Origin of the sequence: Streptomyces sp. NPDC055966 (assembly GCF_042269865.1) — a bacterium.
GTDB lineage: Bacteria > Actinomycetota > Actinomycetes > Streptomycetales > Streptomycetaceae > Streptomyces.
Genome location: NZ_JBHJYK010000005.1, coordinates 347,221 through 367,982, shown reverse-complemented (window position 1 = coordinate 367,982; position 20,762 = coordinate 347,221). Strand labels below are relative to the sequence as shown.

The window sequence follows — 20,762 nt, the reverse complement described above, 5'->3', positions numbered from 1 at the left end:
CGCACCAGTGGCAAACCTCCGGTGCCGCGGCGAGCGAACTCGTCGCGGCCCACCTCGGGATCGGTGGGCAGCAAGCCGTAGAGAACCAGCTCCAGCCAGGGGCACTCGGCACGCACGAGTCCGCGTTCGCCGTGGACGTTGACGGACAACCTGGTGTCGGCCGTCACGACGGTCACGGGCCGCCCCGCCCCACCCCGCCCCGGCCGCCGAGCACTTCGGCTGCCCGGCACCTTCGACGCCGCGCAGCTCCCGGTGTGCGAGGTCCTCACCCCGGGCGGCAACTGCGACGACCGGCTCCCTTTCGGCGCCGAGGAGAACGCGTAATGGAAGCCATCAGGCTCACCACCGCCCAGGCCCTGGTCCGTTTCCTGGCCAACCAGTACAGCGAGCGTGACGGCCAGGAACAGCGCCTGATCCCCGTCGTGCGGGGCATCTTCGGACACGGCAACGTCGCCGGCCTCGGCCAGGCCCTCCCCCAGGCCGCCACCACAGGCGAAGCCGTCCTGCCGTGCGGCGGCGCGACGGCACGCATGGGACCGCCTGCCTTCCGGACCGCCACTCCGCCGGCGCCGATCCCCGCGGCGGCCGGGACGGCCGTCCACACCGACACGGAGAGCCGACGTCATCGGCCCCGCAGGCTCCTCATTCCACCCCGGGCCGGGCGCGGCGGGCGTAGGCGCGGGCGGCGCGGGCGCGGTCGCCGCAGCGGGTGGAGCACCAGTGGCGTCGGCCGTGGCGGAGCAGGTAGCGATTGCAGGGGGTCGAGCCGCAGGCGGTGAGGCGATCGGCGTCGGGGCCGGTGAGCAGTTCAGCGGCGTCGGCGGCGAGGGCGGCCAGCGCGTGCTCGACGATCGCGGTCGTGGGATGCGGTGTGGCGCGGTAGGGGCCCCTCTGGTCGTCCCAGCGCAGCAGCGGGGCGGTGGGGACGCGGGTCATCGCGTCGTTGACGGCCGTGACGGCGGCGGGGAGGGCGGGCAGCCCCGCGGTGCGGGAGGCGAGCAGCGACCTGATCTGTTCGCGCAGCGACCGCAGTTGGGTCGTACACATCTCCAGCATGCCGGCGTCGACCGGTGCGAGACCACGTGCCGTCAGCCAGTGATTCGCCTGTGCCGGAGTCGCCAGGAGATCGACCGTGTGCCCGCCGGGCAGGGTGATCGAGCTGTTGGCGAGGGCCAGGGAGATGTGCTCCTCCTCGCCTTGTGCGGGTGGCAGGGACGGTTCTTCCATGACGCACTCCTTCACGGTCCTCATGGTACGGCTTGCATCCAACCGTGAGAAGCAGCTACGGTCACCTCACGGTTCACAGGAATCCATCCGTGAGGTGACTCCATCATGTCCTCGTCCACGCTCCCCGCGGCCCCCCACCCCTTCCCGGTCCACGTCCTCGGCGGCCCGACCGTCCTCTTCGAGTACGGCGGCCTGCGCTTCCTGACCGACCCGACCTTCGACGGCCCCGGCGACTACGGCCGGCCCGGCCGCCCGGTCCTGACCAAGACCACCCCCTCCACCGCCGCCCCCGCCGACCTCGGCCCCATCGACGTGGTCCTGCTCTCGCACGACGAGCACGCCGACAACCTCGACAACTCCGGCCGCGCCCTGCTCGCCGACATCCCGCTCACCCTCACGACACCGGACGGCGGCCGGCGCCTCGGCGGCACGGCCAAGGGCCTGGCCGACTGGGAGTCCGTGGAGTTGGACCGCCCGGACGGCGGCACGATCACCGTGACCGGCGTACCCGCGATCCACGGACCGGGGACGCACGAGGAGATCGAGCCGATCACCGGCCAGGTCGTCGGCTTCGTCCTCACCGGAGCCGGCCTGCCCACCGTCTACGTCAGCGGCGACAACGCCTCCCTCGACGCGGTCAAGGAGATCGCCGGGCGCTTCGCCCCGGTGGACACCGCCGTCCTCTTCGCCGGAGCCCCGCGCTTCCCCGTCCTCTTCGACGGCGCGCTGATCGTCCTCGACAGCGCCCAGGCCGCCGAGGCCGCGCAGATCCTCGGCGCCCGCCGGGTCGTTCCCGCGCACTACGACAGCTGGGCCCACTTCACCGAGGGCCGCGAGGAGTTGGCGGCCGCCTTCGCCGCCGCAGGCCTCGCCGACCGGCTGGACTGGGGCCGGCACGCCTGAACCGACAGGCCCCGGCCGACCTGCCCAGCCGAGCCGGAGTACGGAAGGGAACGCCGACGGTGTCGATGAAGTACTGAGCCCGCACCCGGACGCGGCGCATCGGGACGGGGGGGCTCGACGGCTCCCCGCCCTCGTCGGACAGGAGCGGCACCTGCCCTGCGACCGGCCGCCGCTGTCCACACAGATCCCGGACGCCCTGGCCCTGCGGGAGAGGCCGGACACCGGCACCCGGCCGGTCGTGGTGCGCGCGTATCTGGCAGGCGTACACCGCGCCAACGGCGTCGACGTGCGGACGGGGGCACAGGTCGCCTCGGTCGAGTCAACGTCCGGGCGGGTCACGGGAGTTGTGGACATGCCCCACGCGAACCGCGCCAGTGGCGAACGGCGATCGCCACCAGGACCGACTGGCGGGACGCCACCGCCATCGCCACGGCCACCGCCGCCTCCTCCGGGACCGCGTCGATCGGGGCGTGCGGGGGTAGCGTCGTCGCATGACGTCAGCGCCGTTCCGGTTCCCGCCGTATCCGATCCGCGGCGTGCGGGTGTTGCACCAACGGCAGAACTGTGCGCCGCAGTTCGCGGACATCACGGTGGACTTCGAGCCCGCGGCGGAGGGCTTGGCCTTCCAGGTGGCCAAGGGGCTGACGGTGGACCACGCGACCGCCGAGGATCTGCCGCGCTTCTTCGCCGCGATCGCCGCGGGGATTCGAGAGCAGTTGAGCCTGCCCGAGCACGGGGTCCTGACCGCGGCCAGGGTGGTGCTGCGGCAGGTCCGCACCCACACGCTCGGCTCCCATGAACTCGCCTTCAAGATCGCGGGCTGTCTGGCCGCCCGCAAGGCTCTGGAGCACACGACGGGACCGCACGTCTGAAGGCCGCCCCCGCGGTAGCCCAGGAAGCGGCTCCCGGACGTGATTACGATGGATTTCGCGTACAAAGGGCCCGACGACCTCCGGGGCGGCCATGCCCCGCCGGCCGTCGGCCCGGTCGCCGTCCGCTCTCGCGGCGCAGCACGACCGCGGCGGGATGCGGAGGGCAGATCCGGGTTTCGGCGTGGCGACGGCCCCTGGGCGCCGGTCGCCCCCGGGCGCCGGATACCCCCGGGCCGTACCGAGCAGGAAGGCGGCATGCTGGTGCGCACGGTAGGCGTGGAGGAGGAGCTCCTTCTGGTCGACCCCCGCAGCGGGGAGCCGCAGGCCATGTCGGCCGCCGTCCTCGCCCACGCGGCCGAGGACGACCCCGGACAGGAGGTGTTCGAGAAAGAGCTGTTCGGGCAGATGCTGGAGTTCGCCACGCACCCGCACGCGGAGATGGAGCCCCTCGGCGCCGAGATCACGCACTGCCGCCGGGAGGCGGCGCGGCACGCGGGCGAGATCGGCTGCGCGGTGGCCGCGCTGGCCACCTCCCCGTTGCCCGTGAGCCCGACGATCAGTGTGAACGAGCGCTACCGATGGATGGCCGAGCGGTACGGGGTCACCGCCCGGGAACAGCTGGTGTGCGGCTGCCATGTGCATGTGTCGGTGCAGTCCGACGAGGAAGCCGTGGCCGTGGTCGACCGGCTGCGCCCCTGGCTCGCCGTGCTGTGCGCGCTCAGCGCCAACTCGCCGTACTGCCAGGGCCGGGACACCGGCTACGCGGCCTACCGCAGCCGTCTGTGGAACCGCTGGCCGTCGGCGGGACCGACCGAGCTGTTCGGGTCCGCCGAGGGCTATCACCGGCGGGTGTCGGACATGCTGGCCACCGGGGTGATCCTCGACGAGGCGATGGCCTACTTCGACGCGCGCCCGTCCGCGCGCTACCCCACCGTGGAGATCCGGGTGCCGGACGTGTGTCTGCACGCGGAGACCGCCGTGCTCGTCGCCGCGCTGGGCCGTGCCCTGGTGGAGACGGCGGCTCGCGACTGGCGGGCGGGCGAACCGCCGCTCGACCACAGTGTCAGCGTGCTGCGGCTGGCCGCCTGGCAGGCCGCCCACGCCGGCCTGGACGAGGACCTGCTCGACCCGGCGACCATGCGGCCCCGGCCCGCCGCGGAGGTGGTGCGCTCGCTGCTGGACCACATCGGCGACGTCCTCACCGAGAACGGCGATGCGGCCCGCGTCGAGCACACGGTGGCCCGGCTGCTCGGCCGGGGCAACGGCGCCTGCGAACAGCGGCTGCTCCTGGAACGCACGGGCAGCCTGCGGGGCGTGGTCACGGAGTGCGTACGGCGCACCCAGAGCGAGTGAGGGGCGGACGGCACCGCTCCGGGTGCCCGTGCGGCGTCGTCCGCGGATCGATGCCCGCGTCCGCGAGGGCTCGGCCGCGCACGGTGCCGGGCGGGCGCGTACGGCCCGGTGTCAGGAGCCGGACGCGGAGGTGTGGTGGGCCAGCTCGGCGGCGAGGCGTCGCATGACCGTGCGGTTGGCGCGCCGCATCACGGCCCGGACGACGGGTGCGAGCATGCGGTCGGCGAGCGGGGCGCGGACCCAGGCGTACGTGAACGCGACACGGCTCCCGCCGGTGCGCAGCGGTGCGAGGGTGTAGGTGCCGTGGGCCAGGCGCCGCCCGCCCGCGCTGACGTTGTGTTCGACGATGCGGCGGGGCGCGTCGGCCTCGACGACCTCGATGGTGACGTCGGTCCTGGCGCCGCCCAGCGCGGCGGTGACCGTGGCGCACGATCCGATGCCGCGGGCCGGGCCGCTGTAGCGCCAGTCGCTCAGGTAGTGGTCGGTGAAGCGCTCGTGGTGAGCAATGACATCGAGGAAGTCGTAGACCTGCTCGGGCGTCTGCGGTACGTCGGTCGACACGGTGACAGACTTCATGTACCACACGGTACATCCGGCATGTACCACTCGGTACACTCGCGACGTGGCGAAGACCGATGACCCCGTCCCGGACGGCGGGGCAGCGCACGGCACGGACGGGGACCGGCGCGCCCGGCTGGTGGACGCGGCCGTCGACCACGTCGCGGCCCACGGCATCGCGGACCTGAGCCTGCGCCGCCTGGGCGCCGCGATCGGCGTCAGCCACCGTATGCTGATCCACTACTTCGGCTCCAAGGAACAGCTCCTCGTCGAGATCGTCCGGACGTCGGAGCGGCGCCAGCGCGAACTGCTGTCCCAACTCCGCCTGGAGCCGGGCCTGTCGCCCGCCGACGCCGCCCGCCGGCTGTGGCACCGGTTGACGGACCCCGGGCTGGCCGGCCAGGAGCGGCTGTTCTTCGAGCTCTGCGGGCAGGCGCTGCGCGGCCGCCCCGAGGCCGTCCCGGTCCTCGACGGGCTCGTGTCCGACTGGCTGGAGCCACTGGTGGCCGCCGAGACGGCGGCCGGGGCCGACCCCGCCTCGGCCCGCAACCGCGCCCGGCTCGGCCTCGCCACCGTCCGCGGCCTGCTGCTCGACCTGCTCGCCACCGGTGACCGGGCGGGGGTCGACGCGGCGATGGAGGAGTTCCTCCGGCTCTACTACGGCCCGGAGTGACGCGCGGCATCCTTGTCAACAACCAAGTTCCGGCCAGGACTTGGCCTTGACACCCCCTGCCGTAGACAAATCTTCAACCAAAGGATTTCCCCGGACGGCAAAGCATCTACCCGCATAGATGATCCCCGTGTTGTCATGATCATGACCGCCCGGACAAATGCCGGGCACCACACCGGGAGATCCCCCCACATGTCCCGAACAGCACGCCCCCTCGTGACCGCCCTGTCAGCCCTCGCCCTCGCGGCGGCGGGGCTCATCGTCACCACCGGAAGCGCGCACGCGCAGTCGTGCAGCCAGGCCTACCTCCCCCTCCCCGACCCCACGTGCCAGCCCGGCGCCCTCAACCCCGACGTCACCCAGAGCACCATCAACTCCACGATCTGCGTCTCGGGCTGGACCTCGACGGTGCGTCCCCCGAGTTCGTACACCACCGCGCTGAAGAAGAAGCAAATCGTGGAGTACGGCTACGCGGACACCAGCACCTCGGACTACGAAGAGGACCACTTCGTCCCGCTCGAACTCGGCGGCGCGCCGAAGAGCGAGCAGAACCTGTGGCCCGAGCCGCACTACGGCAACAAGACCTCGGCCGACAAGGACGTGGTCGAGAACAAGCTCAAGAAGGCCGTCTGCGCGGGCACCGTCAGCCTCAACGACGCGCAGGACGCCATCATGACCGACTGGACGACGGCACTGGCGAAGCTCGGCCTCGGCTGAGCCCCGGTCTACGCCACGGGGGCCGGCTCCCCCGCCCGGGGACGCCGGCCCCTCGTTCGGTCGACCACCCCGTCAACTCCCTCCCGAACAGGCCTGGTTCTGCGCCGCAGGACGGACGAACCGTCCGGAGCTCCGCTCCCGGAAGACGCCCGCAGGCCGCATGCCGCCGGCGTGGCCGCCGCCCTCGACGGCGCCCACGCGTACGTGGAATTCGCCACAATTCACTCCCTTTGGGGCGGATAACCGCGTAAGAGTGGATCCTTAATGCCGGTTGCACCCCTCCGGTCAACCGGCTCCAGGGATGCACCGACCAGCGACATGGGAGAAGCGTTTGATCACGGCACGTAAGCGACGCACCGGACTGATAGGAACGGCCGGCGTGCTCGGCGGCGTACTCGCGCTCACGGCTCTCGGCGGCACCAGCAACGCTGCCACCAGCGGCAACGGCACCGGGCAGCCCCCGAAAACGCAGGCCCAGGGAGACCGGACGGGCGCCCAGGACGTTTCCGCCGCCCGAATAAGGATCACGCCCGGTCAAGGTGCCCACAACGTCGGGATCGACAGTCCCGTCAACGTCACCGTCAGCAACGGCAAGCTCACCAAGGTGACCATGACCGCCGTCGCGACCGGCACCGAGATCCCGGGCACGCTGTCCGCGGACGGCACGTCCTGGAAGCCGAACGGGCGGCTGGCGCGAGCCACCACCTATCAGGTCGAGGCGGAGGCTGCGGACGCCAAGGGCCGCCCCGTCACCGGGAACGCCACGATCACCACGGTCTCCCCGGCCAACGACTTCATCGGGCACCTCTCCCCCGAGAACGGCTCGACCGTCGGCGTGGGCATGCCGGTGACGGTCGACTTCGACAAGGCCGTCGGCGACAAGGCCGCCGTGGAGTCGAAGATCCAGGTCAGCTCCAGCAGCGGCCAGCGGGTCGTCGGTCACTGGTTCAACGACAACCGCCTGGACTTCCGCCCCGAGAGCTACTGGAAGCCCGGCTCCACCGTCACCGTCAAGCTCACCAGCCACGGCATCCGGAAGACGGTCACGTTCACGATCGGCCGGAGCCAGATCAGCACCGTCGACGCCAGGACGAAGCAGCTGACCGTCGTACGGGACGGCAAGACGATCAAGACCATCCCGATCTCGTCCGGCAGCCCCGAGCACCCGACGTACAACGGTCAGATGGTCATCTCCGAGAAGTTCCGGCAGATCCACATGAACGGTGCGAGCGTCGGCCTCACGAAGAAGGACGGCACGGCCGCGTACGACATCAAGGACGTACCGCACGCCATGCGCCTGACCGACTCGGGCACGTTCATCCACGGCAACTACTGGGGTGCCGACTCGATCTTCGGCAAGGTCAACACCAGCCACGGCTGTGTCGGCCTGAAGGACGTCAAGGGCGGCGGCGACGGCAGGCAGCCGGCCGCGTGGTTCTTCGACAACTCGATGATCGGTGACGTCGTGATCGTCAAGAACTCCGCGGACAAGACCACGTTGGCCCCGGACAACGGGCTCAGCGACTGGAACATGCCCTGGAGCAAGTGGGTCGCGGGCAGCGCGACCGGCTGACGCCCCACCGGCCGCGGCATTCCGCGCCGTCCGCCGTCACGGCGTGATCCGCTGATGTGGGCGAAGAGACCCCCGGTGTTATTCAATGAGGTGTGCCGTCAGGGATCTCGGGCCCCGTCGGACGGGTCCGAGTACGGCCCCGGCGCCGCGCCGGGGATTGCCGAGAGAGCCGCATGGACTCCACACCCTCCGCCTCGTCCTCTTCGCCGTTCGACCTGGTCAGCAGCGCTCTGGGGCGCTACATCCCGAGCGGCGGAGCGGCAGCGGCCGCAGGGCCTGCCGACGCGCAGGGCGACGGCACCGCAAGGCGGCGCGTACCCGACGACACGGCAGACGGCGGTCAGGAGCGGATTCTCGGCGCGGTCAACCTGGACCAGGATCTGAGGATCACCCGCTGCAATCTGGACGCCCCCGTGTTCGCGGGTCTGGACGCCGTGCCCGGGAGCCCTTTCGTCGGTCTCCTGCCTCCCGGGGACGTACCGACGGTCACACGGCGGTTGCGGCAGGTCCTGGAGACCGGAGAGGCGCACGTCGCCCGGATCCAGCGCCTGCGGCGCGGCGACGGGTCGGAGCTGGTGGTCTCGCTGAGCATCCTGCCCGCAGCGGCGCCCCAGGAAGGCCTGACCGTCTCCGTGATCGCCATGGCCAGGAGGCTGCACCTGTACGCCGCCGAGACCGCGATCGGCACCTCGCTGGACATCGGCGAGACCGCGCAGTCGCTGGCGGAGTCCCTGCTGGCCTGGGGAGACGTCGCCGCCGTCGACCTCGACTTCGCCGTGTGGACGGGCGAGGGCGTCACCGAGCGGGCGCAGGGTCGCATCCGGCTACGGCGGGCGGCCCTGGTGCCGGACCGGGCGTGGCCCGAGGGCTACGTGACTCCGGGCGACGATCTTCCCGGCGACGCGAGTCGCCTGCTGGCGCAGGCCATACGGCGGGCCGACGCCCCGCAGGCCATCGTCATCCCCGACGGGGCGGCGGTCGAGCGGGTGCTCGGCAGTTCGCGCGTGATGCGTGCCCTGGTGCCCGGTGACCGGTCGGCCGGTGTGGCGTGCATACCGCTGGTCCTGGACGGCGCGCCGCCCGTCGTGCTGGGCGTGGCGGAGGTCTGGCGGCGGTCGGACCGCCCCTTCCGCGACAGCGAGCTGTTCGACCTGCAGGAACTCGTGGCCAGGACCGTCCACCACGTCGACCTGGCCCGTCAGCACCAGCGCGAGCATACGCAGGTGCTGGCGTTGCAGCGCCGGCTGCTGCCGCGGACCGGTGGCGACACCATCGAGGTCGCCAGCGTCTACCAGCCCGCCACGCCCGACAGCGCGGGCGTCGGCGGCGACTGGGTGAACAGCTTTCCGCTGCCGGACGGCCGTACCGCGCTGGTGGTCGGTGACGTCGTCGGGCACGGCCTGGGCGCCGCGGCCACCATGGGCCAGCTGAGCATGGAGGCCCGCGCGCTGCTGTCCGCGGGGCTGGCGCCCGACGAGGTGCTGGAGCACCTGGACGAGACCGTGACGCTGCTGGACGACACGGAGTCCGGGCTGGCGGCCGGCTACAGCGCCCTCGGGTCGACCTGCTGCATCGCCCTCTACGACCCGGTCAGCTACGACCTGGCGCTGTCCAGCGCCGGCCACCTGCCCCCGGTCCTGGTCTCCCCCGACGGGCACGCGGTCCCGCTGGTGGTCCGCCCGCACCCCGGCCTGGGCGCCGAGTTCGCGCTGCGGGAGCCGTTCGACGTGCACGCCTTCGACGCACCCCCGGGCTCGCTGCTCGCGCTCTACACCGACGGCCTGGTGGAGGATCCGGCGGTGTCGATCGACGAGGGCATCGCCAGGCTGGCGGACGCCGTGTCCGCGGTGCACCCCTGGGACGCCCTGCAGCAGGCCGCACGGCACGTCGTCTCCGCGCTGGCACCCGCGCACCAGCGCGACGACGTGACCCTGCTGCTCGCGCGGATGATCGGCTACCGCAAGGGGGACACCGCGACCTGGCGGCTGCCCGCCCGCGACGACGCGCCCGCCCGTGCCCGCGCGCAGGTCTCCGCGCTGCTGCGGCGATGGGGCACCAGGGCCGACACCCGGGACGACGTGCTGCTGCTGGTCAGCGAGCTGGTCACGAACGCGGTGCGCTTCGCCACCGGTCCCATCACGGTACGGCTGATCAGGGCCGGTCACGGCCTGCTGTGCGAGGTGGGCGACACCGGGAACGGCAGGCCGCGTCTGGGCCGGGGCGGCCTCCTCGACGACGGCGGTCGCGGCCTGCAGACCGTGCACAGGCTGACCAGCCGGTGGGGAGTGCGGTGGACGGACACCGGCAAGGTGGTCTGGGCGGAAGTCGCGAGGTGACGCGGCTGCGGGGCGGGGAGTGGGGTGGCGTGACCGGCGTACGGCATGTGATGCGCACCACTTGTCTGCCGGTGCGGGTGCTGCGGGGTCGCGCTACAGCCACTCGCCTTCCAGGGCGGTGGCGGTCAGGCCCGGTGCCGCCGCGTACAGGACGGCGCGACTGCCCGGCTTCTGCCCGGCGTCGTACGCCCGCCGCATGATGTCGAACACGGCGGCGCCTCCGCGGTTGCCGCTGGTGTAGCTGTCCCGGCTGTAGTCCAGCAGCCCCGACGGCCACGCGTCGGGCATCGTCTGCTCCATGTACTCCAGCACCCGGGTCCCGCCGGGGTGCGCCAGGAGCACGTCGGGGTGCCATGAGTCGGGGTCGTCGCGGTAACGCAGGCGCAGCCACTCCCACATCGCGGTGACTGTCTCCTGGACGGCGCGCGGCCCGCGCCGGTCCATCACGAAGTGGGTGCCGTCCGCCCGCGTCTCCAGTCGGTGCAGGTCGTGGGTGCCGGGCAGGGTGTGGTGCCAGGCGGCGTCCAGCCGCAGCGTCGACTCGCGCCTCGCACGGCCCGTGACCACCGCGGCGACCGCGGTGTCCGCGAACAGCAACCGGACGATCAGGGATTCGAGCGTGTCGTCCGCGGGCTGGTAGGTCGTGCTCAGCGCCTCCGCGATCACGACCAGGACCACCCGGTCGGGGTCGGCGGCCACGAGGTCCGCCGCCAGCGCCAGGGAGCGGGTCCCCGCGACACAGGCCCACTGCGTGGCCGGCAGCAGCATCACGTCGTTGCGGAGGGGGAGCTTGTTGGCCAGGGCGACGTCCAGGCCCGGCAGCGCCGGGGTGGTGGAGTGACTGGTGATCAGGCAGTCGATGTCCGCGGCGTCCAGCCCGGCGCTCTGCAGGGCCCCGCGCGCCGCACGCTCCCCGTAGGACTGCACGGCCTCCCAGGCCGGCGCGGTGCGTTCCTGGACGGTCTGCGGCGCGGGTATCGCCTCCAGTGCGGCGATCGCGCGGTCCACGTCCTGCTGGGTGAACCCGTCGCGTGCCAGCGCCTCTTGGGCCGCCCCGGTGCCGACAGCCCGCAGGCCACCGCCGTCGCCGGGCGCGACGGCGGCCTCCAGCGGCAGCATCCACCCGCGGGTTTCGATGCCCGTGCCGGCCGCGATGCCGTCGATCCGCGGCGCCCACGCGGCGTGCGGGTGCCGCTCGCGCACTTCCGCCACGATCTGACTGGTCTCCACGGGGTGTTCGCCGTGTATCACGGCAGGAGGACAGAGGTAAGCGGCCATAAGGGGGCACCTTCCCGGGGGAGGAGGAATGTCACGAGTGCTGTGTCATGGGTCACTTTGGGCGTCACGCCCAAGAGGTTGCCGAGGGGCTCCACTTGGGGCGCCGATGTCCGCATCGAGCATGGACGCCAAAGGGACATTTCCGCTGTGATGCAGACAACTTAGGTGGTACCCGAAATACGTGACTCGGCGCACACCGCTGAACAGAGATCCACGGCGGGGTTCGGTAGGTCACATCTGACATACCGTCAGGAATGAGTCGGGGGCGGATACCCTGGCGGCCAGGTCCGAGAGTGGGGCGCGGGTGGGGAGGATCACATCCGGGCCGAGGTCGGCCCCGTCCTGCGTATGCATGTCCGCGTTCGTGTGCCCGAACGGCCTGGACCGCCAGGTCACCTACGACGACGGCGCCGACAACGGGCTCACCGCTCGGGCCTGTTCACCCGGATCAGGGTCTGCTGCCCGTTGGCACGGTCGGGGCGCGTCCGGACTGCGGGACGGTCCCGACCGCCTCGATGCGATCACCGCCCGTGGGGGTTCATGTCGCGCCGGTACGCAGTCGGTGGCCGGCCGCCGTCAGGTCCGTTCCGGCTCCCCCGCCGTCGCGCGCAGGTGGGCGATGCCTGTGTCGAGGGCCGCCTTGAGGTGGGTCGAGTCGCCCGTGGACATCATGATGGCCACGCCTCCCTGGACGCCGGCCAGCAGCGCGGCCGCCGTCCGGTCGACGTCGAGGTCGGACGACACCAGGCCGTTCGCCCGGAGGGCGCGCATGCCGTCGGCGAGTTGCTGCTGCCACTGGCGCATCAGCTCCGTCACGATCGCCCGCGCACCGGGGCGGGACCGCCCGACCTGCATGAACAGCGACCCCAACGGGCAGTGGTCGCCCTGGAGCTCGTACCGTTCCACCACCACGTCCCGCCACTGCTGCCAGGACTCCCACGAGTCCAGACACCCCAGGTGCGGCTGCTGGTCGGCCAGCACGCGATCCGCCTCGAACTGGGCCACCGCCAGCAGCAGTTGGTCCTTGCCCTCGGGGAAGTAGTGGAAGAGCTGGCTCTTGCTCGTACCGGTCCGGCCGCGGATGTCGTCGAGCGTCGCGTCGGCGACCCCCTGCTCGCGCAGCACCTCGGCGGCCCCTTCGACGATGCGGGCCCGCGTGGCACGCCCCTTCGCGGTCAGCGCGTCCGGCATACGGCCTCCCTCTCCGCCTCACTGGACCATCGGGTCCACTTTACTGCCGCCGGACCCGCCCAGTCTGGACTTGCCGGTCCATTTTCCGCGACGCACAGTGGTCCGCACAGCGCGGGGCAGTGCCCCGCCGGACAGGACCGGTGACCGTGCGGGACACGACCGTACGAGACAAGGGAGAGCGTCATGGGTGAACGGCTGCGGAACAGGACGGCGCTGGTGACGGGGTCGACCAGCAACATCGGGCAGGCGATCGCCGAAGCGCTCGCCGCCGAGGGGGCCCACGTCGTCGTGTCCGGGCGGAATCGGGAGCGCGGGGCACAGGTCGTCGAGGGGATCCGCGCATCCGGTGGCCGGGCCGACTTCGTGGCGGCGGACCTCGACGGCAGCGCGGAGGCCTCCCAGGACCTGGCCGGACGGGCCCGCGCGGCCTTGGGCGGGCGGATCGGCATCCTGGTGAACAACGCCGGCGTCTATCCGGCCCCCGGCACGACCGCCACCGACGAGAAGACGTTCGACAGGGTCTACGCGATCAACGTCAAGGCGCCGTTCTTCCTCACCGCGGCGGTGGTCCCGGCCATGACGGAGTCCGGAGGCGGGGTGATCATCAACCTCGGCTCCTGGATCGCGCGCCTGGGCGTTCCCCTGGGCGCGCTCTACAGCTCCACCAAGGGGGCCATGGAGACGCTCACGCGCGCGTGGGCCGCGGAGTTCGGCCCGCTCGGCGTGCGGGTCAACGCGATCTCGCCGGGTGTGATCCAGCCTCCGGCGCCGGAGGGCGGCGAGCCCCATCCGGGCGAGATCATGATGAAGGGCACCCCGGCCGGCGGGGTCGGCACGCCGGACGCCATCGCGCACGCCGCGGTCTGGCTGGCGAGCGACGAGGCGGCGTTCGTGCACGGAACGGTGGTGGACGTCGACGGGGGCAGGACCGGAGTCGCCGTCATCGCCGCGTAGGCCGCGGACCGGGTGGCCGCTCTCGTCCTGGGCGTTGTCTCTCAGCGCCCAGGAGGAGAGCGCTCTGACATGGGAGCGCGCTACCGACACCTCCGACCGGCGGTCTTCCGCGCTCTCCGCCGGCCTCGACGCCGATCACCTATGATCATGGGCATGTCTGCCCTCCAAGAGCGTTCCGCCCTCCATCAACTGGCTCCCGGTGAGCGGCTCTTGGGGTACGGCAGCGTCGTACCCGCCAAGAGCGCCAAGGGCATCGGCCTGAACGTCGGCGGGGTCATCGCGAACCAGTTCGTCAACAGCGTCGGTGCGCAGTCCGGCGCGGCCGGCAGCATCGCCACGGGGATGCCCGACACCTCAGGCGCGCTGCTGCTGCGCGTCACGGACCAGCGAGTCGGACTCGTCAGGCCCCTGGACGGCACCCCGGTCTGGGAGGTGCCCCGCGCCTGGGTGGTCCGGGTCGAACGCCGCCCCCGGACCCAGCTCATGGCCCGCTTCCGGCTGCACTACGCCGACGGCTCGTGGCTCGCCTTCCTCACGATGCGGCGCCGTACGATCGAGCGGTTCCGCTCACTCATCGGCTGACCGGCGTCGCGCTCACGGCTCTTCGGACGGGCGAGGGGTCGCGCGCCGGCGAGGGGCCTCGTCGTCAGGGACGTCCGGGGAGGCGAAGTGGAACGGAACGCCGAGGTGGTCCGCCAGGGCCCGGCCCGCGTCCGCGGCGACCGTCCGAACCAGTCGTGGACGGTGTCGCCGTCCCAGATCGCCTCGATCGCGGCGGCCCGGCCCCGATGGGCGGCGGCGCGAGCGGCGAGTGAGGGTACGTCGAGCGGATCGGGCGGGGCGGACCGCACACGGTCGCCGAGCGCCGCGTAGCGCGCGTGGACCACCTGTTCCGCCTCGTGCACGCCCGGTCCGAGCGGACGCAGCGCTGCCCAGACGGCCGTGACCGCCGCGAACCGGCGGTCGTCCGGCACCCGCGCGTCGACCTCCCGGCGGGTCCGCTCGTCCGGACAGGTCCACCATCCGCTCACCGTTCCACCGGGACTTCCGTCTCGTGTGTCATGGCCCGAACGTACCGGAGTCTCCAGCGGCTGCTCCGGTCGGCGGCCGTCTCGTACTGTGTCCACGTGACCGGTCCCGTCCCCCGCCCCCAGTCCCTGCTGCTCAGCTTCCTCGGTGACGAGGTGCTGGGGCGTGGGGTGTGCGTGTACACAGGGAGTGTCATCGAGGTGTTCCGCCGGGCCGGTGTCGGGGAGCAGGCCACCCGGTCCATGCTCAGCCGGATGGCCGGGCGCGGGCTGCTGAGCCGGCGGCGGCAGGGCCGGCGGACGTACATCGGGCTCACCGACCGTTCCGAGGCGGTCCTGCGTGACGGGGAGCGGCGCATCTGGCACACGGGGGCGGTGAACCGGGACTGGGACGGGACCTGGACGCTGCTCGGGTTCTCGCTGCCGGAGTCGTGGCAGCGTCAACGGCACGATCTGCGCGCGCAGTTGACCTGGGCGGGCTTCGGCGCACTGTTCAGCGGGCTGTGGATCGCGCCGGGCGAGGTCGACGTCTCCGAGATCGTCGGCGAGCTGGGCCTGGCCGCGCACGTCAAGGTCTTCCGTGCCAACGCGGACGCCGGCACGGACATCGCCGGGATGATCGACGAGACCTGGGACCTGGCCCGACTGGCCGCCTGCTACCGGGAGTTCGACGAAGCCTGGCGAGGGTACGCCTCGGGCGGAGCGCACCTGACCGCCGAGGAGGCTCTCGTGCTGCGCCTCCGGCTGACCGCCGAATGGCTTCAGGTCATCCGCGCCGACCCCCGGCTGCCCGTGCAGCACCTGCCCGCCGACTGGCCCGCGGCCCGGGCCGAGAAGACGTTCCGTGCGGTGCACGCCCGTCTGGAGGCGCCCGCCCGGGACGCTGCGCGCCGGCTCATCGAGACCCTTCCCGTGGCGTAGCGGCGTTCCCGTCGGGCGCACTTGCCGCGCACCGTCGTGCGCTCCTTCCTCAAGTGATGTTGTGCATTGCATTGACGGCCGCAAGAAATCCGCCCTACATTCCTGACACCCCGCTTCGTTCAGTGCACTGAGCATCTGGACATCCGTCCGGGACCCGCTCCGCCGCCGCCCAGAAGGAGCCCACCCATGCGCGCCAGCACCCCTCCCCGCACGTCCCGTCCCCGTTCCCGTGCCTCCCGGACCCGCCTGCGGGTGGCCCTCGCCGCGCTGGCCACGCTCGCGTCCGCGGCCCTCGCCACCTCGCCCGCGCACGCCGCCCGGGCGGACACGGGGACCGCCGGTCACCTCACCGGCACGCTCTCCGACGGCGCAGCCTGGGTCGCGGACGTCCCCGCCCGCTGGAACGGCACGCTGCTGCTGTTCAGCCACGGCTTCGGCCCCGTCGTCGCCAACGACGCGCCCTCCGACGCCGTACGCGCCGAACTGCTCACCGAGGGGTACGCGCTGGCCGGGTCGTCGTACGACCCCCACGGCTCGATGTGGGCCCTGAACAGCGCCGAACGCGATCAGTTCGGCACGCTCGACGCCGTCAGCGCGAAGATCGGCACCCCGCGCCGCACCCTCGCCGTCGGCCAGTCCATGGGCGGGCTCGTCAACGCGCAGATCGCCCGCGACGGCGCCGGCCGCGTCGACGGCGCGCTCGGGCTGTGCGGTCTGGTCGCGGGCGGCACGGACCTCGACAACTACCAGCTCGACGCCGAGTACACCATCGCCCGGCTGCTCCTGCCGGGGCAGGACGTCGGCCTCGTCCGGTTCGGGTCCGCCGACGCCGCGGCCGCCACCGCCCAGAGGCTCACCGACGCCGTTACCGCCGCCCAGGCCACCCCGCGGGGCCGGGCCCGGATCGCGCTGGCCGCGGCCTTCCTCAACCTGCCCGCCTGGGCGCCCGGACAGGACCGGCCCGCGCCGACCGACTGGGCGGGCCAGGAGCGGCAGCAGTACGCGTGGTTCGCACAGGGCATCCTGGCGTTCGTCGAGGGCGGCCGGTATGCCGTCGAGCGGTCCGTCGGCGGCGACAACTCCTGGAACCAGGGCGTCAGTTACGCGAACCTGCTCGCCGGATCCGTGCACGCGCCGCAGGTCCGCGCGCTGTACCGGGCGGCCGGGCTCGACCTGCGCGCCGACCTCGCCGCCCTGACCCGGGACGCCTCGGTCACCGCGGACCCCGCCGCGGTCCGTGCCGCACAGCGCAGCTCCTCCGCCGGGCAGGGGCTCGGCGTGCCGCTGCTGGACGTGCACACGATCGCCGACAACCTGGTCCCGGTCGAGCAGGAGCGGCGGTTCGGTGACCGGGTGCGCGCGGCCGGGGACGACGCGCTGCTGCGGCAGGCGTACGTCGAGCGCCAGGGCCACTGCACGTTCACGACCGCCGAGACCGTGGCCGCCCTGCACGCCCTCGAACACCGCGTCACCACCGGCCGTTGGGACGACGCCGCGAGCCCGGCCGCGCTCCAGCGGTCCGCCACCGCACTCGGTCTGGACGGGGCGGCGTACCTCCCGTTCCGCCCCGCACCGCTCACGGTCGGCCGCGACCGGCCCGTGCACCCCGCCCGCCACTGACGTTGGGACCCCGCTCATGTCCGACGCATCCGCCGCCCCGCACACGCCCCTCCCCCGTACGTCCCTCCCCCGTGCGCCCCTGCCCGTCGGCACGCTCGTCGCCGGCTGTCTCGCGGTCTGCCTCGCCCAGATCGGCCTCGCGATACCCGCCACCCTCAACGGGCTCTTCCAGGAGCACCTCCACCCGGTCGGCTCCCAACTGACCTGGATATCCGATGCGTTCCTGCTCCCCGTCGCCGTCCTGGAACTCACCTTCGGTGTACTCGGCGACCTCTTCGGCCGTAAACGCCTCCTCGTCGGCGGCGCCGCGCTGGTGTGCGCGGGTGAGGTCGTCGCCGCGAGCGCCGCCGGCGTCCATCAGCTGTGGGTGGGCCAGGCACTGGCCGGTCTCGGTGCGGCCGCGCTCTTCCCCACCTCGCTCGCCATGATCGCGGCCGGTACGCACACCGGCGCCGAGCGCGCCCGCTCCATCGCACTCTGGGCCTCCAGCCTGTCCGCGGGCGGCTTCCTCGCCCCGCTGCTCGGCGGGATCACCGGCACCTACGGCTCATGGCGCTCGGCGTTCGTGGTGGTCGCCGTGCTGGCCGCGGTCAGCGCGCTGGTGAGCCTGTGGCTCGCGGCCAACTCCCGCTCGCCGGAGGGACGTTCGCTGGACGTCGGCGGCCAGATCGCCATCGGCGTCGGTCTGTTCGCCCTGCTGTACGCCGTCATCCAGGGGCCGGCCGACGGCTGGGGCTCGGCTCCGGTGGTCGTGGCGTTCGTGATCGCAGCGGTGTTCGTGGGCCTGTTCGTGGTCGCCGAGAGCCGGGCCCGCTCCCCGCTGCTGCGCCTGGACCTGTTCCGCAACCGCTCCTTCGCCATCGCGTCGGCGGTCGCGGTCGTGGGCATGTTCAGCTTCCTCGGCACGGCGTACGCGACCAGCATCCGGCTCGGCCCCGTCCAGCACCAGAGCCCGATGCGCGCCTCCTTCGCGTTCCTGCTGCTCAACGGCATCACGCCGCTGCTCACCCCGCTGACCTCGCGACTGCTGCACCGGCTGCCCGCGCGGGCGCTGCTCACCGCCGGTCTGGCACTGATCGCGGCGGGCGACTTCCTGGCCGCGGGGCTCGACGTCGGCGACCGGGCCCTGACGTCACTGATCCTGCCGCTCGGGCTCGTCGGCATCGGCTTCGCGTTCACGGTGTCGTCGATCACCGCGACCGCCGTCAACACGGTGCCGCTCCCGCTCGCGGGCATGGCGAGCGCGGCGACCAACCTGCTGCGCGACTTCGGCTTCACCCTCGGCCCGGCGGTCATCGGCGCGGTCGCGCTGAGCCAGGCGGCGTCCCGGGTGACGTCCTCGCTGGGCGCCTCGTCGTCGCTGAACCCGGAGTCGAAGGCGGCGGCACACGAGGTGCTCGCAGCGGGCGGCCCTCTCGCCCTGAACTCCGTCCCCGCCAACACCCCACCGGGTGCCGCCCGTTCATACGCCCTCGACGCCCTGGGGCACGGCTACTCGATCGGGTTCGTGGTGTGCGGTGCGGCGGCTCTGTGCTCGGCCGTACTGGTGGTGGCGGCCCTGCGCGGGCGTACGGCGCAGGAGGCCGCACCGCAGGAGGAGGACCTCCCTGTCGAACACCGCGAGATCCATCCGTTGCACATGACGAAACCTGATGCGCAATAAGAACGGCACTCTTGACCAGTCGACCCCTCGCGCCGGACCATGTTGCGTATCACCCGCTTCGTTGCGCATAGCGCACCCAGGGAGGATGCCATGTCCCCTCGACCGCAGCCCGGCCGCGAGTTCGTCCTCACTCTTTCGTGCCCCGACCGGGCCGGTCTCGTCCACGCCGTGAGTTCCTTCCTCGTCACCCGCTCCGGCAACATCCTGGAGAGCCAGCAGTTCGACGACCGGCTCCAGGACCGCTTCTACATGCGGGTGCACTTCGACGTCTCGGATCCGGGCGTCTCGCTGGAGGATCTGCGCACCGGTTTCGGGCCGGTCGCCGAGGCGTACCGGATCACATGGCAGTTGCACGACGCCTCGACCCCGACCCGCACGCTCGTCATGGTCTCGAAGTTCGGTCACTGCCTGAACGACCTGCTCTTCCGCACCTCCACGGGCGCGCTCAACATCGAGATCCCGGCGATCGTCTCCAACCACCGCGACTTCGAGCCGCTGGCCCGGAACTACGGCATCCCCTTCCACCACATCCCGGTGACGCCACAGACCAAGGCGGAGGCGGAGGCCCGGCTGCTCCGGCTCGTCGACGAACTGGACATCGACCTCGTGGTCCTCGCCCGGTACATGCAGATCCTCTCCGACGACCTGTGCAAGAAGCTCGACGGCCGGGCCATCAACATCCACCACTCCTTCCTGCCGAGCTTCAAGGGGGCCAAGCCCTACGTCCAGGCGCACCAGCGTGGCGTCAAGCTCGTCGGGGCCACGGCGCACTACGTCACGTCCGACCTCGACGAGGGCCCGATCATCGAGCAGGACGTCGTCCGTGTGCACCACAGGCACGCCCCGGACGAACTGGTCGCCCTCGGCCGTGACGTCGAGGCCCAGGTGCTCGCCCGCGCCGTCGAGTGGCACAGCGAGAGCCGCGTACTGGTCAACGGCCACTGCACGGTCGTCTTCCGCTGACGGGAAGGGCGGCGGCGCACACCGCAACCACGGACCGAGGTCGCTGCGGGCAGTGCGGACAGCACTGTGCCGTGGTATGCCTTCGTCTCAAGGGCGGGACACCGGGACGTCGATGCGTATAGTTGCGTCATGAGCAACTACACAGCAGATGGCGAAACAACAGGCCCCGCTGTGAACGGGGTGCAGTCCGTCGACCGTGCCGTGAGCGTCCTGGAGATCCTCGCCCAGCGCGGCGAGGCGGGCGTCAGCGAGGTCGCCGCCGAGATCGACGTCCACAAGTCGACCGCGTTCCGCCTGCTCGGCGCACTTGAGGCACGCGGCCTGGTCGAGCAGACGGCCGAACGGGGCAAGTACCGGCTGGGCTTCGGGATCGTGCGCCTCGCGGGCGCGGTCACGGGCCGTCTCGACGTCACCCAGCAGGGCCGGGCCGTGTGCGAGCGGCTGATAGAGGAGATCGGCGAGACCGTCAACATCGCCGTCCTCCAGGAGCACTACGCGGTCAACCTCTACCAGGTGCGCGGCCCCGGCGCGGTCGGCACACACAACTGGGTCGGGCAGCTCACCCCGGTGCACGCCACGTCGAGCGGCAAGATCCTGCTGGCCCATCTGCCGGCGGAGGCGCGCGCCCGGGTGCTCGCGGCGGCCGGCCTGCGGAAGCTGACGCCGCACACCCTGACCGCGAGGACGACGCTGGAGAAGAACCTCACCGAGGCGCGCGAGCGCGGCTACGCGGTGACGCTGGAGGAGCTGGAGATCGGCCTGCACGCCATTGCGGCCCCGATCCGCTCCCGCGACGGCGAGGTCATCGCCGCCCTCAGCGCATCGGGGCCGGCGTACCGCTTCACCGAGGAACGACTCCACGAACTCGCGCCGGCACTGCTCAAGGGCGCGCAGGAGATCAGCCACCGGATGGGGTACCTGGGCTGAGCCCCGCA

General features: G+C 72.2%; 20 protein-coding genes and 1 pseudogene. 16 read left to right on the top strand and 5 right to left on the bottom strand.

Annotated features, from left to right (window positions below; all coding sequences use genetic code 11):
- The first annotated feature begins 138 nt into the window (after window positions 1-138).
- A complete protein-coding gene (locus ACFC8N_RS13865; RefSeq protein ID WP_376288227.1) occupies window positions 139-324 on the top strand; it encodes a hypothetical protein in 186 nt (61 codons plus the stop codon).
- Window positions 324-509 (top strand): annotated as a pseudogene (locus tag ACFC8N_RS13860) (hypothetical protein); the annotation flags it as partial. The gene ACFC8N_RS13865 and the pseudogene ACFC8N_RS13860, both read left to right, overlap by 1 nt.
- Window positions 510-642: 133 nt before the next feature.
- Here ACFC8N_RS13860 and ACFC8N_RS13855 read toward each other — a convergent pair.
- Window positions 643-1,251, bottom strand: a complete 609-nt coding sequence (locus tag ACFC8N_RS13855; RefSeq protein ID WP_376288226.1) for a CGNR zinc finger domain-containing protein — start codon at window positions 1,249-1,251, stop codon at window positions 643-645.
- Between the two features lie 81 nt (window positions 1,252-1,332).
- Between ACFC8N_RS13855 and ACFC8N_RS13850 the strand changes: the two genes are divergently transcribed.
- The 3 genes from ACFC8N_RS13850 to ACFC8N_RS13840 all read left to right on the top strand — a co-directional run bounded on the left by ACFC8N_RS13850 (window position 1,333) and on the right by ACFC8N_RS13840 (window position 4,355).
- Complete coding sequence (locus ACFC8N_RS13850; RefSeq protein WP_376288225.1) at window positions 1,333-2,130, top strand: MBL fold metallo-hydrolase; 798 nt, start codon at window positions 1,333-1,335, stop codon at window positions 2,128-2,130.
- 491 nt (window positions 2,131-2,621) lie between these two features.
- The gene (locus ACFC8N_RS13845) at window positions 2,622-3,002 is read left to right on the top strand and encodes a hypothetical protein (protein WP_356037936.1); all 381 of its coding nucleotides are present in this window, start codon (window positions 2,622-2,624) and stop codon (window positions 3,000-3,002) included.
- A 261-nt stretch (window positions 3,003-3,263) separates the two neighbouring features.
- A complete protein-coding gene (locus tag ACFC8N_RS13840) occupies window positions 3,264-4,355 on the top strand; it encodes a glutamate--cysteine ligase (protein ID WP_362820112.1) in 1,092 nt (363 codons plus the stop codon).
- 111 nt (window positions 4,356-4,466) lie between these two features.
- Here ACFC8N_RS13840 and ACFC8N_RS13835 read toward each other — a convergent pair whose 3' ends face one another.
- Window positions 4,467-4,931: an SRPBCC family protein gene (locus ACFC8N_RS13835; protein ID WP_376288224.1), complete on the bottom strand. Its 465-nt coding sequence runs from the start codon at window positions 4,929-4,931 to the stop codon at window positions 4,467-4,469.
- Between the two features lie 46 nt (window positions 4,932-4,977).
- Between ACFC8N_RS13835 and ACFC8N_RS13830 the strand changes: the two genes are divergently transcribed.
- The 4 genes from ACFC8N_RS13830 to ACFC8N_RS13815 all read left to right on the top strand — a co-directional run bounded on the left by ACFC8N_RS13830 (window position 4,978) and on the right by ACFC8N_RS13815 (window position 10,209).
- The gene (locus ACFC8N_RS13830) at window positions 4,978-5,586 is read left to right on the top strand and encodes a TetR/AcrR family transcriptional regulator (protein ID WP_376288223.1); all 609 of its coding nucleotides are present in this window, start codon (window positions 4,978-4,980) and stop codon (window positions 5,584-5,586) included.
- 189 nt (window positions 5,587-5,775) lie between these two features.
- Window positions 5,776-6,300 (top strand): hypothetical protein, encoded by a 525-nt coding sequence (locus tag ACFC8N_RS13825; protein ID WP_356037930.1) that lies wholly within the window; start codon window positions 5,776-5,778, stop codon window positions 6,298-6,300.
- A 301-nt stretch (window positions 6,301-6,601) separates the two neighbouring features.
- Window positions 6,602-7,873: an Ig-like domain-containing protein gene (locus tag ACFC8N_RS13820; protein WP_362820001.1), complete on the top strand. Its 1,272-nt coding sequence runs from the start codon at window positions 6,602-6,604 to the stop codon at window positions 7,871-7,873.
- A gap of 173 nt (window positions 7,874-8,046) precedes the next feature.
- Entirely contained in the window at window positions 8,047-10,209 is a 2,163-nt protein-coding gene (locus tag ACFC8N_RS13815) for a SpoIIE family protein phosphatase (RefSeq protein WP_376288222.1), read from the top strand.
- Between the two features lie 93 nt (window positions 10,210-10,302).
- On the opposite strand, the gene ACFC8N_RS13810 is transcribed toward ACFC8N_RS13815, so the two are convergent.
- Together ACFC8N_RS13810 and ACFC8N_RS13805 are read right to left on the bottom strand one after the other, a co-directional pair.
- Entirely contained in the window at window positions 10,303-11,487 is a 1,185-nt protein-coding gene (locus tag ACFC8N_RS13810; protein ID WP_376288221.1) for a type III polyketide synthase, read from the bottom strand.
- Window positions 11,488-12,063: 576 nt separating this feature from the next.
- Window positions 12,064-12,678: a TetR/AcrR family transcriptional regulator gene (locus ACFC8N_RS13805; protein WP_376288220.1), complete on the bottom strand. Its 615-nt coding sequence runs from the start codon at window positions 12,676-12,678 to the stop codon at window positions 12,064-12,066.
- A gap of 183 nt (window positions 12,679-12,861) precedes the next feature.
- Here ACFC8N_RS13805 and ACFC8N_RS13800 point away from each other — a divergent pair, with 183 nt between their 5' ends.
- On the top strand, window positions 12,862-13,632 hold the full coding sequence (locus ACFC8N_RS13800) for an SDR family oxidoreductase (protein WP_356037915.1): 771 nt from the start codon (window positions 12,862-12,864) through the stop codon (window positions 13,630-13,632).
- 153 nt (window positions 13,633-13,785) lie between these two features.
- Window positions 13,786-14,214: a hypothetical protein gene (locus ACFC8N_RS13795; protein WP_376288219.1), complete on the top strand. Its 429-nt coding sequence runs from the start codon at window positions 13,786-13,788 to the stop codon at window positions 14,212-14,214.
- On the opposite strand, the gene ACFC8N_RS13790 is transcribed toward ACFC8N_RS13795, so the two are convergent.
- A complete protein-coding gene (locus ACFC8N_RS13790; RefSeq protein WP_376288218.1) occupies window positions 14,136-14,663 on the bottom strand; it encodes a hypothetical protein in 528 nt (175 codons plus the stop codon). The genes ACFC8N_RS13795 and ACFC8N_RS13790 overlap by 79 nt on opposite strands.
- A 96-nt stretch (window positions 14,664-14,759) precedes the next feature.
- On the opposite strand from ACFC8N_RS13790, the gene ACFC8N_RS13785 reads away from it, so the two are divergent.
- The 5 genes from ACFC8N_RS13785 (at window position 14,760) to ACFC8N_RS13765 (ending at window position 20,754) form a co-directional block, all read left to right on the top strand.
- The gene (locus ACFC8N_RS13785) at window positions 14,760-15,581 is read left to right on the top strand and encodes a PaaX family transcriptional regulator C-terminal domain-containing protein (RefSeq protein ID WP_376288217.1); all 822 of its coding nucleotides are present in this window, start codon (window positions 14,760-14,762) and stop codon (window positions 15,579-15,581) included.
- 186 nt (window positions 15,582-15,767) lie between these two features.
- Window positions 15,768-17,201: an alpha/beta hydrolase gene (locus ACFC8N_RS13780; protein ID WP_376288216.1), complete on the top strand. Its 1,434-nt coding sequence runs from the start codon at window positions 15,768-15,770 to the stop codon at window positions 17,199-17,201.
- Between the two features lie 16 nt (window positions 17,202-17,217).
- A complete protein-coding gene (locus tag ACFC8N_RS13775; protein WP_362820008.1) occupies window positions 17,218-18,864 on the top strand; it encodes an MFS transporter in 1,647 nt (548 codons plus the stop codon).
- Window positions 18,865-18,954: 90 nt separating this feature from the next.
- Complete coding sequence (purU, locus tag ACFC8N_RS13770) at window positions 18,955-19,827, top strand: formyltetrahydrofolate deformylase (protein WP_376288215.1); 873 nt, start codon at window positions 18,955-18,957, stop codon at window positions 19,825-19,827.
- Between the two features lie 129 nt (window positions 19,828-19,956).
- Window positions 19,957-20,754: an IclR family transcriptional regulator gene (locus tag ACFC8N_RS13765; RefSeq protein WP_356031933.1), complete on the top strand. Its 798-nt coding sequence runs from the start codon at window positions 19,957-19,959 to the stop codon at window positions 20,752-20,754.
- Window positions 20,755-20,762: the final 8 nt, after the last annotated feature.

What these genes read in the sequence shown, in the direction of transcription:
- ACFC8N_RS13795 (WP_376288219.1), top strand. Translation starts at nt 13,786, where the DNA reads ATGTCTGCCCTCCAAGAGCGTTCCGCCCTCCATCAACTGGCTCCCGGT.
- ACFC8N_RS13845 (WP_356037936.1), top strand. Translation starts at nt 2,622, where the DNA reads ATGACGTCAGCGCCGTTCCGGTTCCCGCCGTATCCGATCCGCGGCGTG.
- ACFC8N_RS13850 (WP_376288225.1), top strand. Translation starts at nt 1,333, where the DNA reads ATGTCCTCGTCCACGCTCCCCGCGGCCCCCCACCCCTTCCCGGTCCAC.
- ACFC8N_RS13820 (WP_362820001.1), top strand. Translation starts at nt 6,602, where the DNA reads ATGCACCGACCAGCGACATGGGAGAAGCGTTTGATCACGGCACGTAAG.
- ACFC8N_RS13815 (WP_376288222.1), top strand. Translation starts at nt 8,047, where the DNA reads ATGGACTCCACACCCTCCGCCTCGTCCTCTTCGCCGTTCGACCTGGTC.
- ACFC8N_RS13835 (WP_376288224.1), bottom strand. Translation starts at nt 4,931, where the DNA reads ATGAAGTCTGTCACCGTGTCGACCGACGTACCGCAGACGCCCGAGCAG.
- purU (WP_376288215.1), top strand. Translation starts at nt 18,955, where the DNA reads ATGTCCCCTCGACCGCAGCCCGGCCGCGAGTTCGTCCTCACTCTTTCG.
- ACFC8N_RS13825 (WP_356037930.1), top strand. Translation starts at nt 5,776, where the DNA reads ATGTCCCGAACAGCACGCCCCCTCGTGACCGCCCTGTCAGCCCTCGCC.
- ACFC8N_RS13810 (WP_376288221.1), bottom strand. Translation starts at nt 11,487, where the DNA reads ATGGCCGCTTACCTCTGTCCTCCTGCCGTGATACACGGCGAACACCCC.
- ACFC8N_RS13765 (WP_356031933.1), top strand. Translation starts at nt 19,957, where the DNA reads ATGAGCAACTACACAGCAGATGGCGAAACAACAGGCCCCGCTGTGAAC.
- ACFC8N_RS13855 (WP_376288226.1), bottom strand. Translation starts at nt 1,251, where the DNA reads ATGAGGACCGTGAAGGAGTGCGTCATGGAAGAACCGTCCCTGCCACCC.
- ACFC8N_RS13780 (WP_376288216.1), top strand. Translation starts at nt 15,768, where the DNA reads ATGCGCGCCAGCACCCCTCCCCGCACGTCCCGTCCCCGTTCCCGTGCC.
- ACFC8N_RS13775 (WP_362820008.1), top strand. Translation starts at nt 17,218, where the DNA reads ATGTCCGACGCATCCGCCGCCCCGCACACGCCCCTCCCCCGTACGTCC.
- ACFC8N_RS13805 (WP_376288220.1), bottom strand. Translation starts at nt 12,678, where the DNA reads ATGCCGGACGCGCTGACCGCGAAGGGGCGTGCCACGCGGGCCCGCATC.
- ACFC8N_RS13800 (WP_356037915.1), top strand. Translation starts at nt 12,862, where the DNA reads ATGGGTGAACGGCTGCGGAACAGGACGGCGCTGGTGACGGGGTCGACC.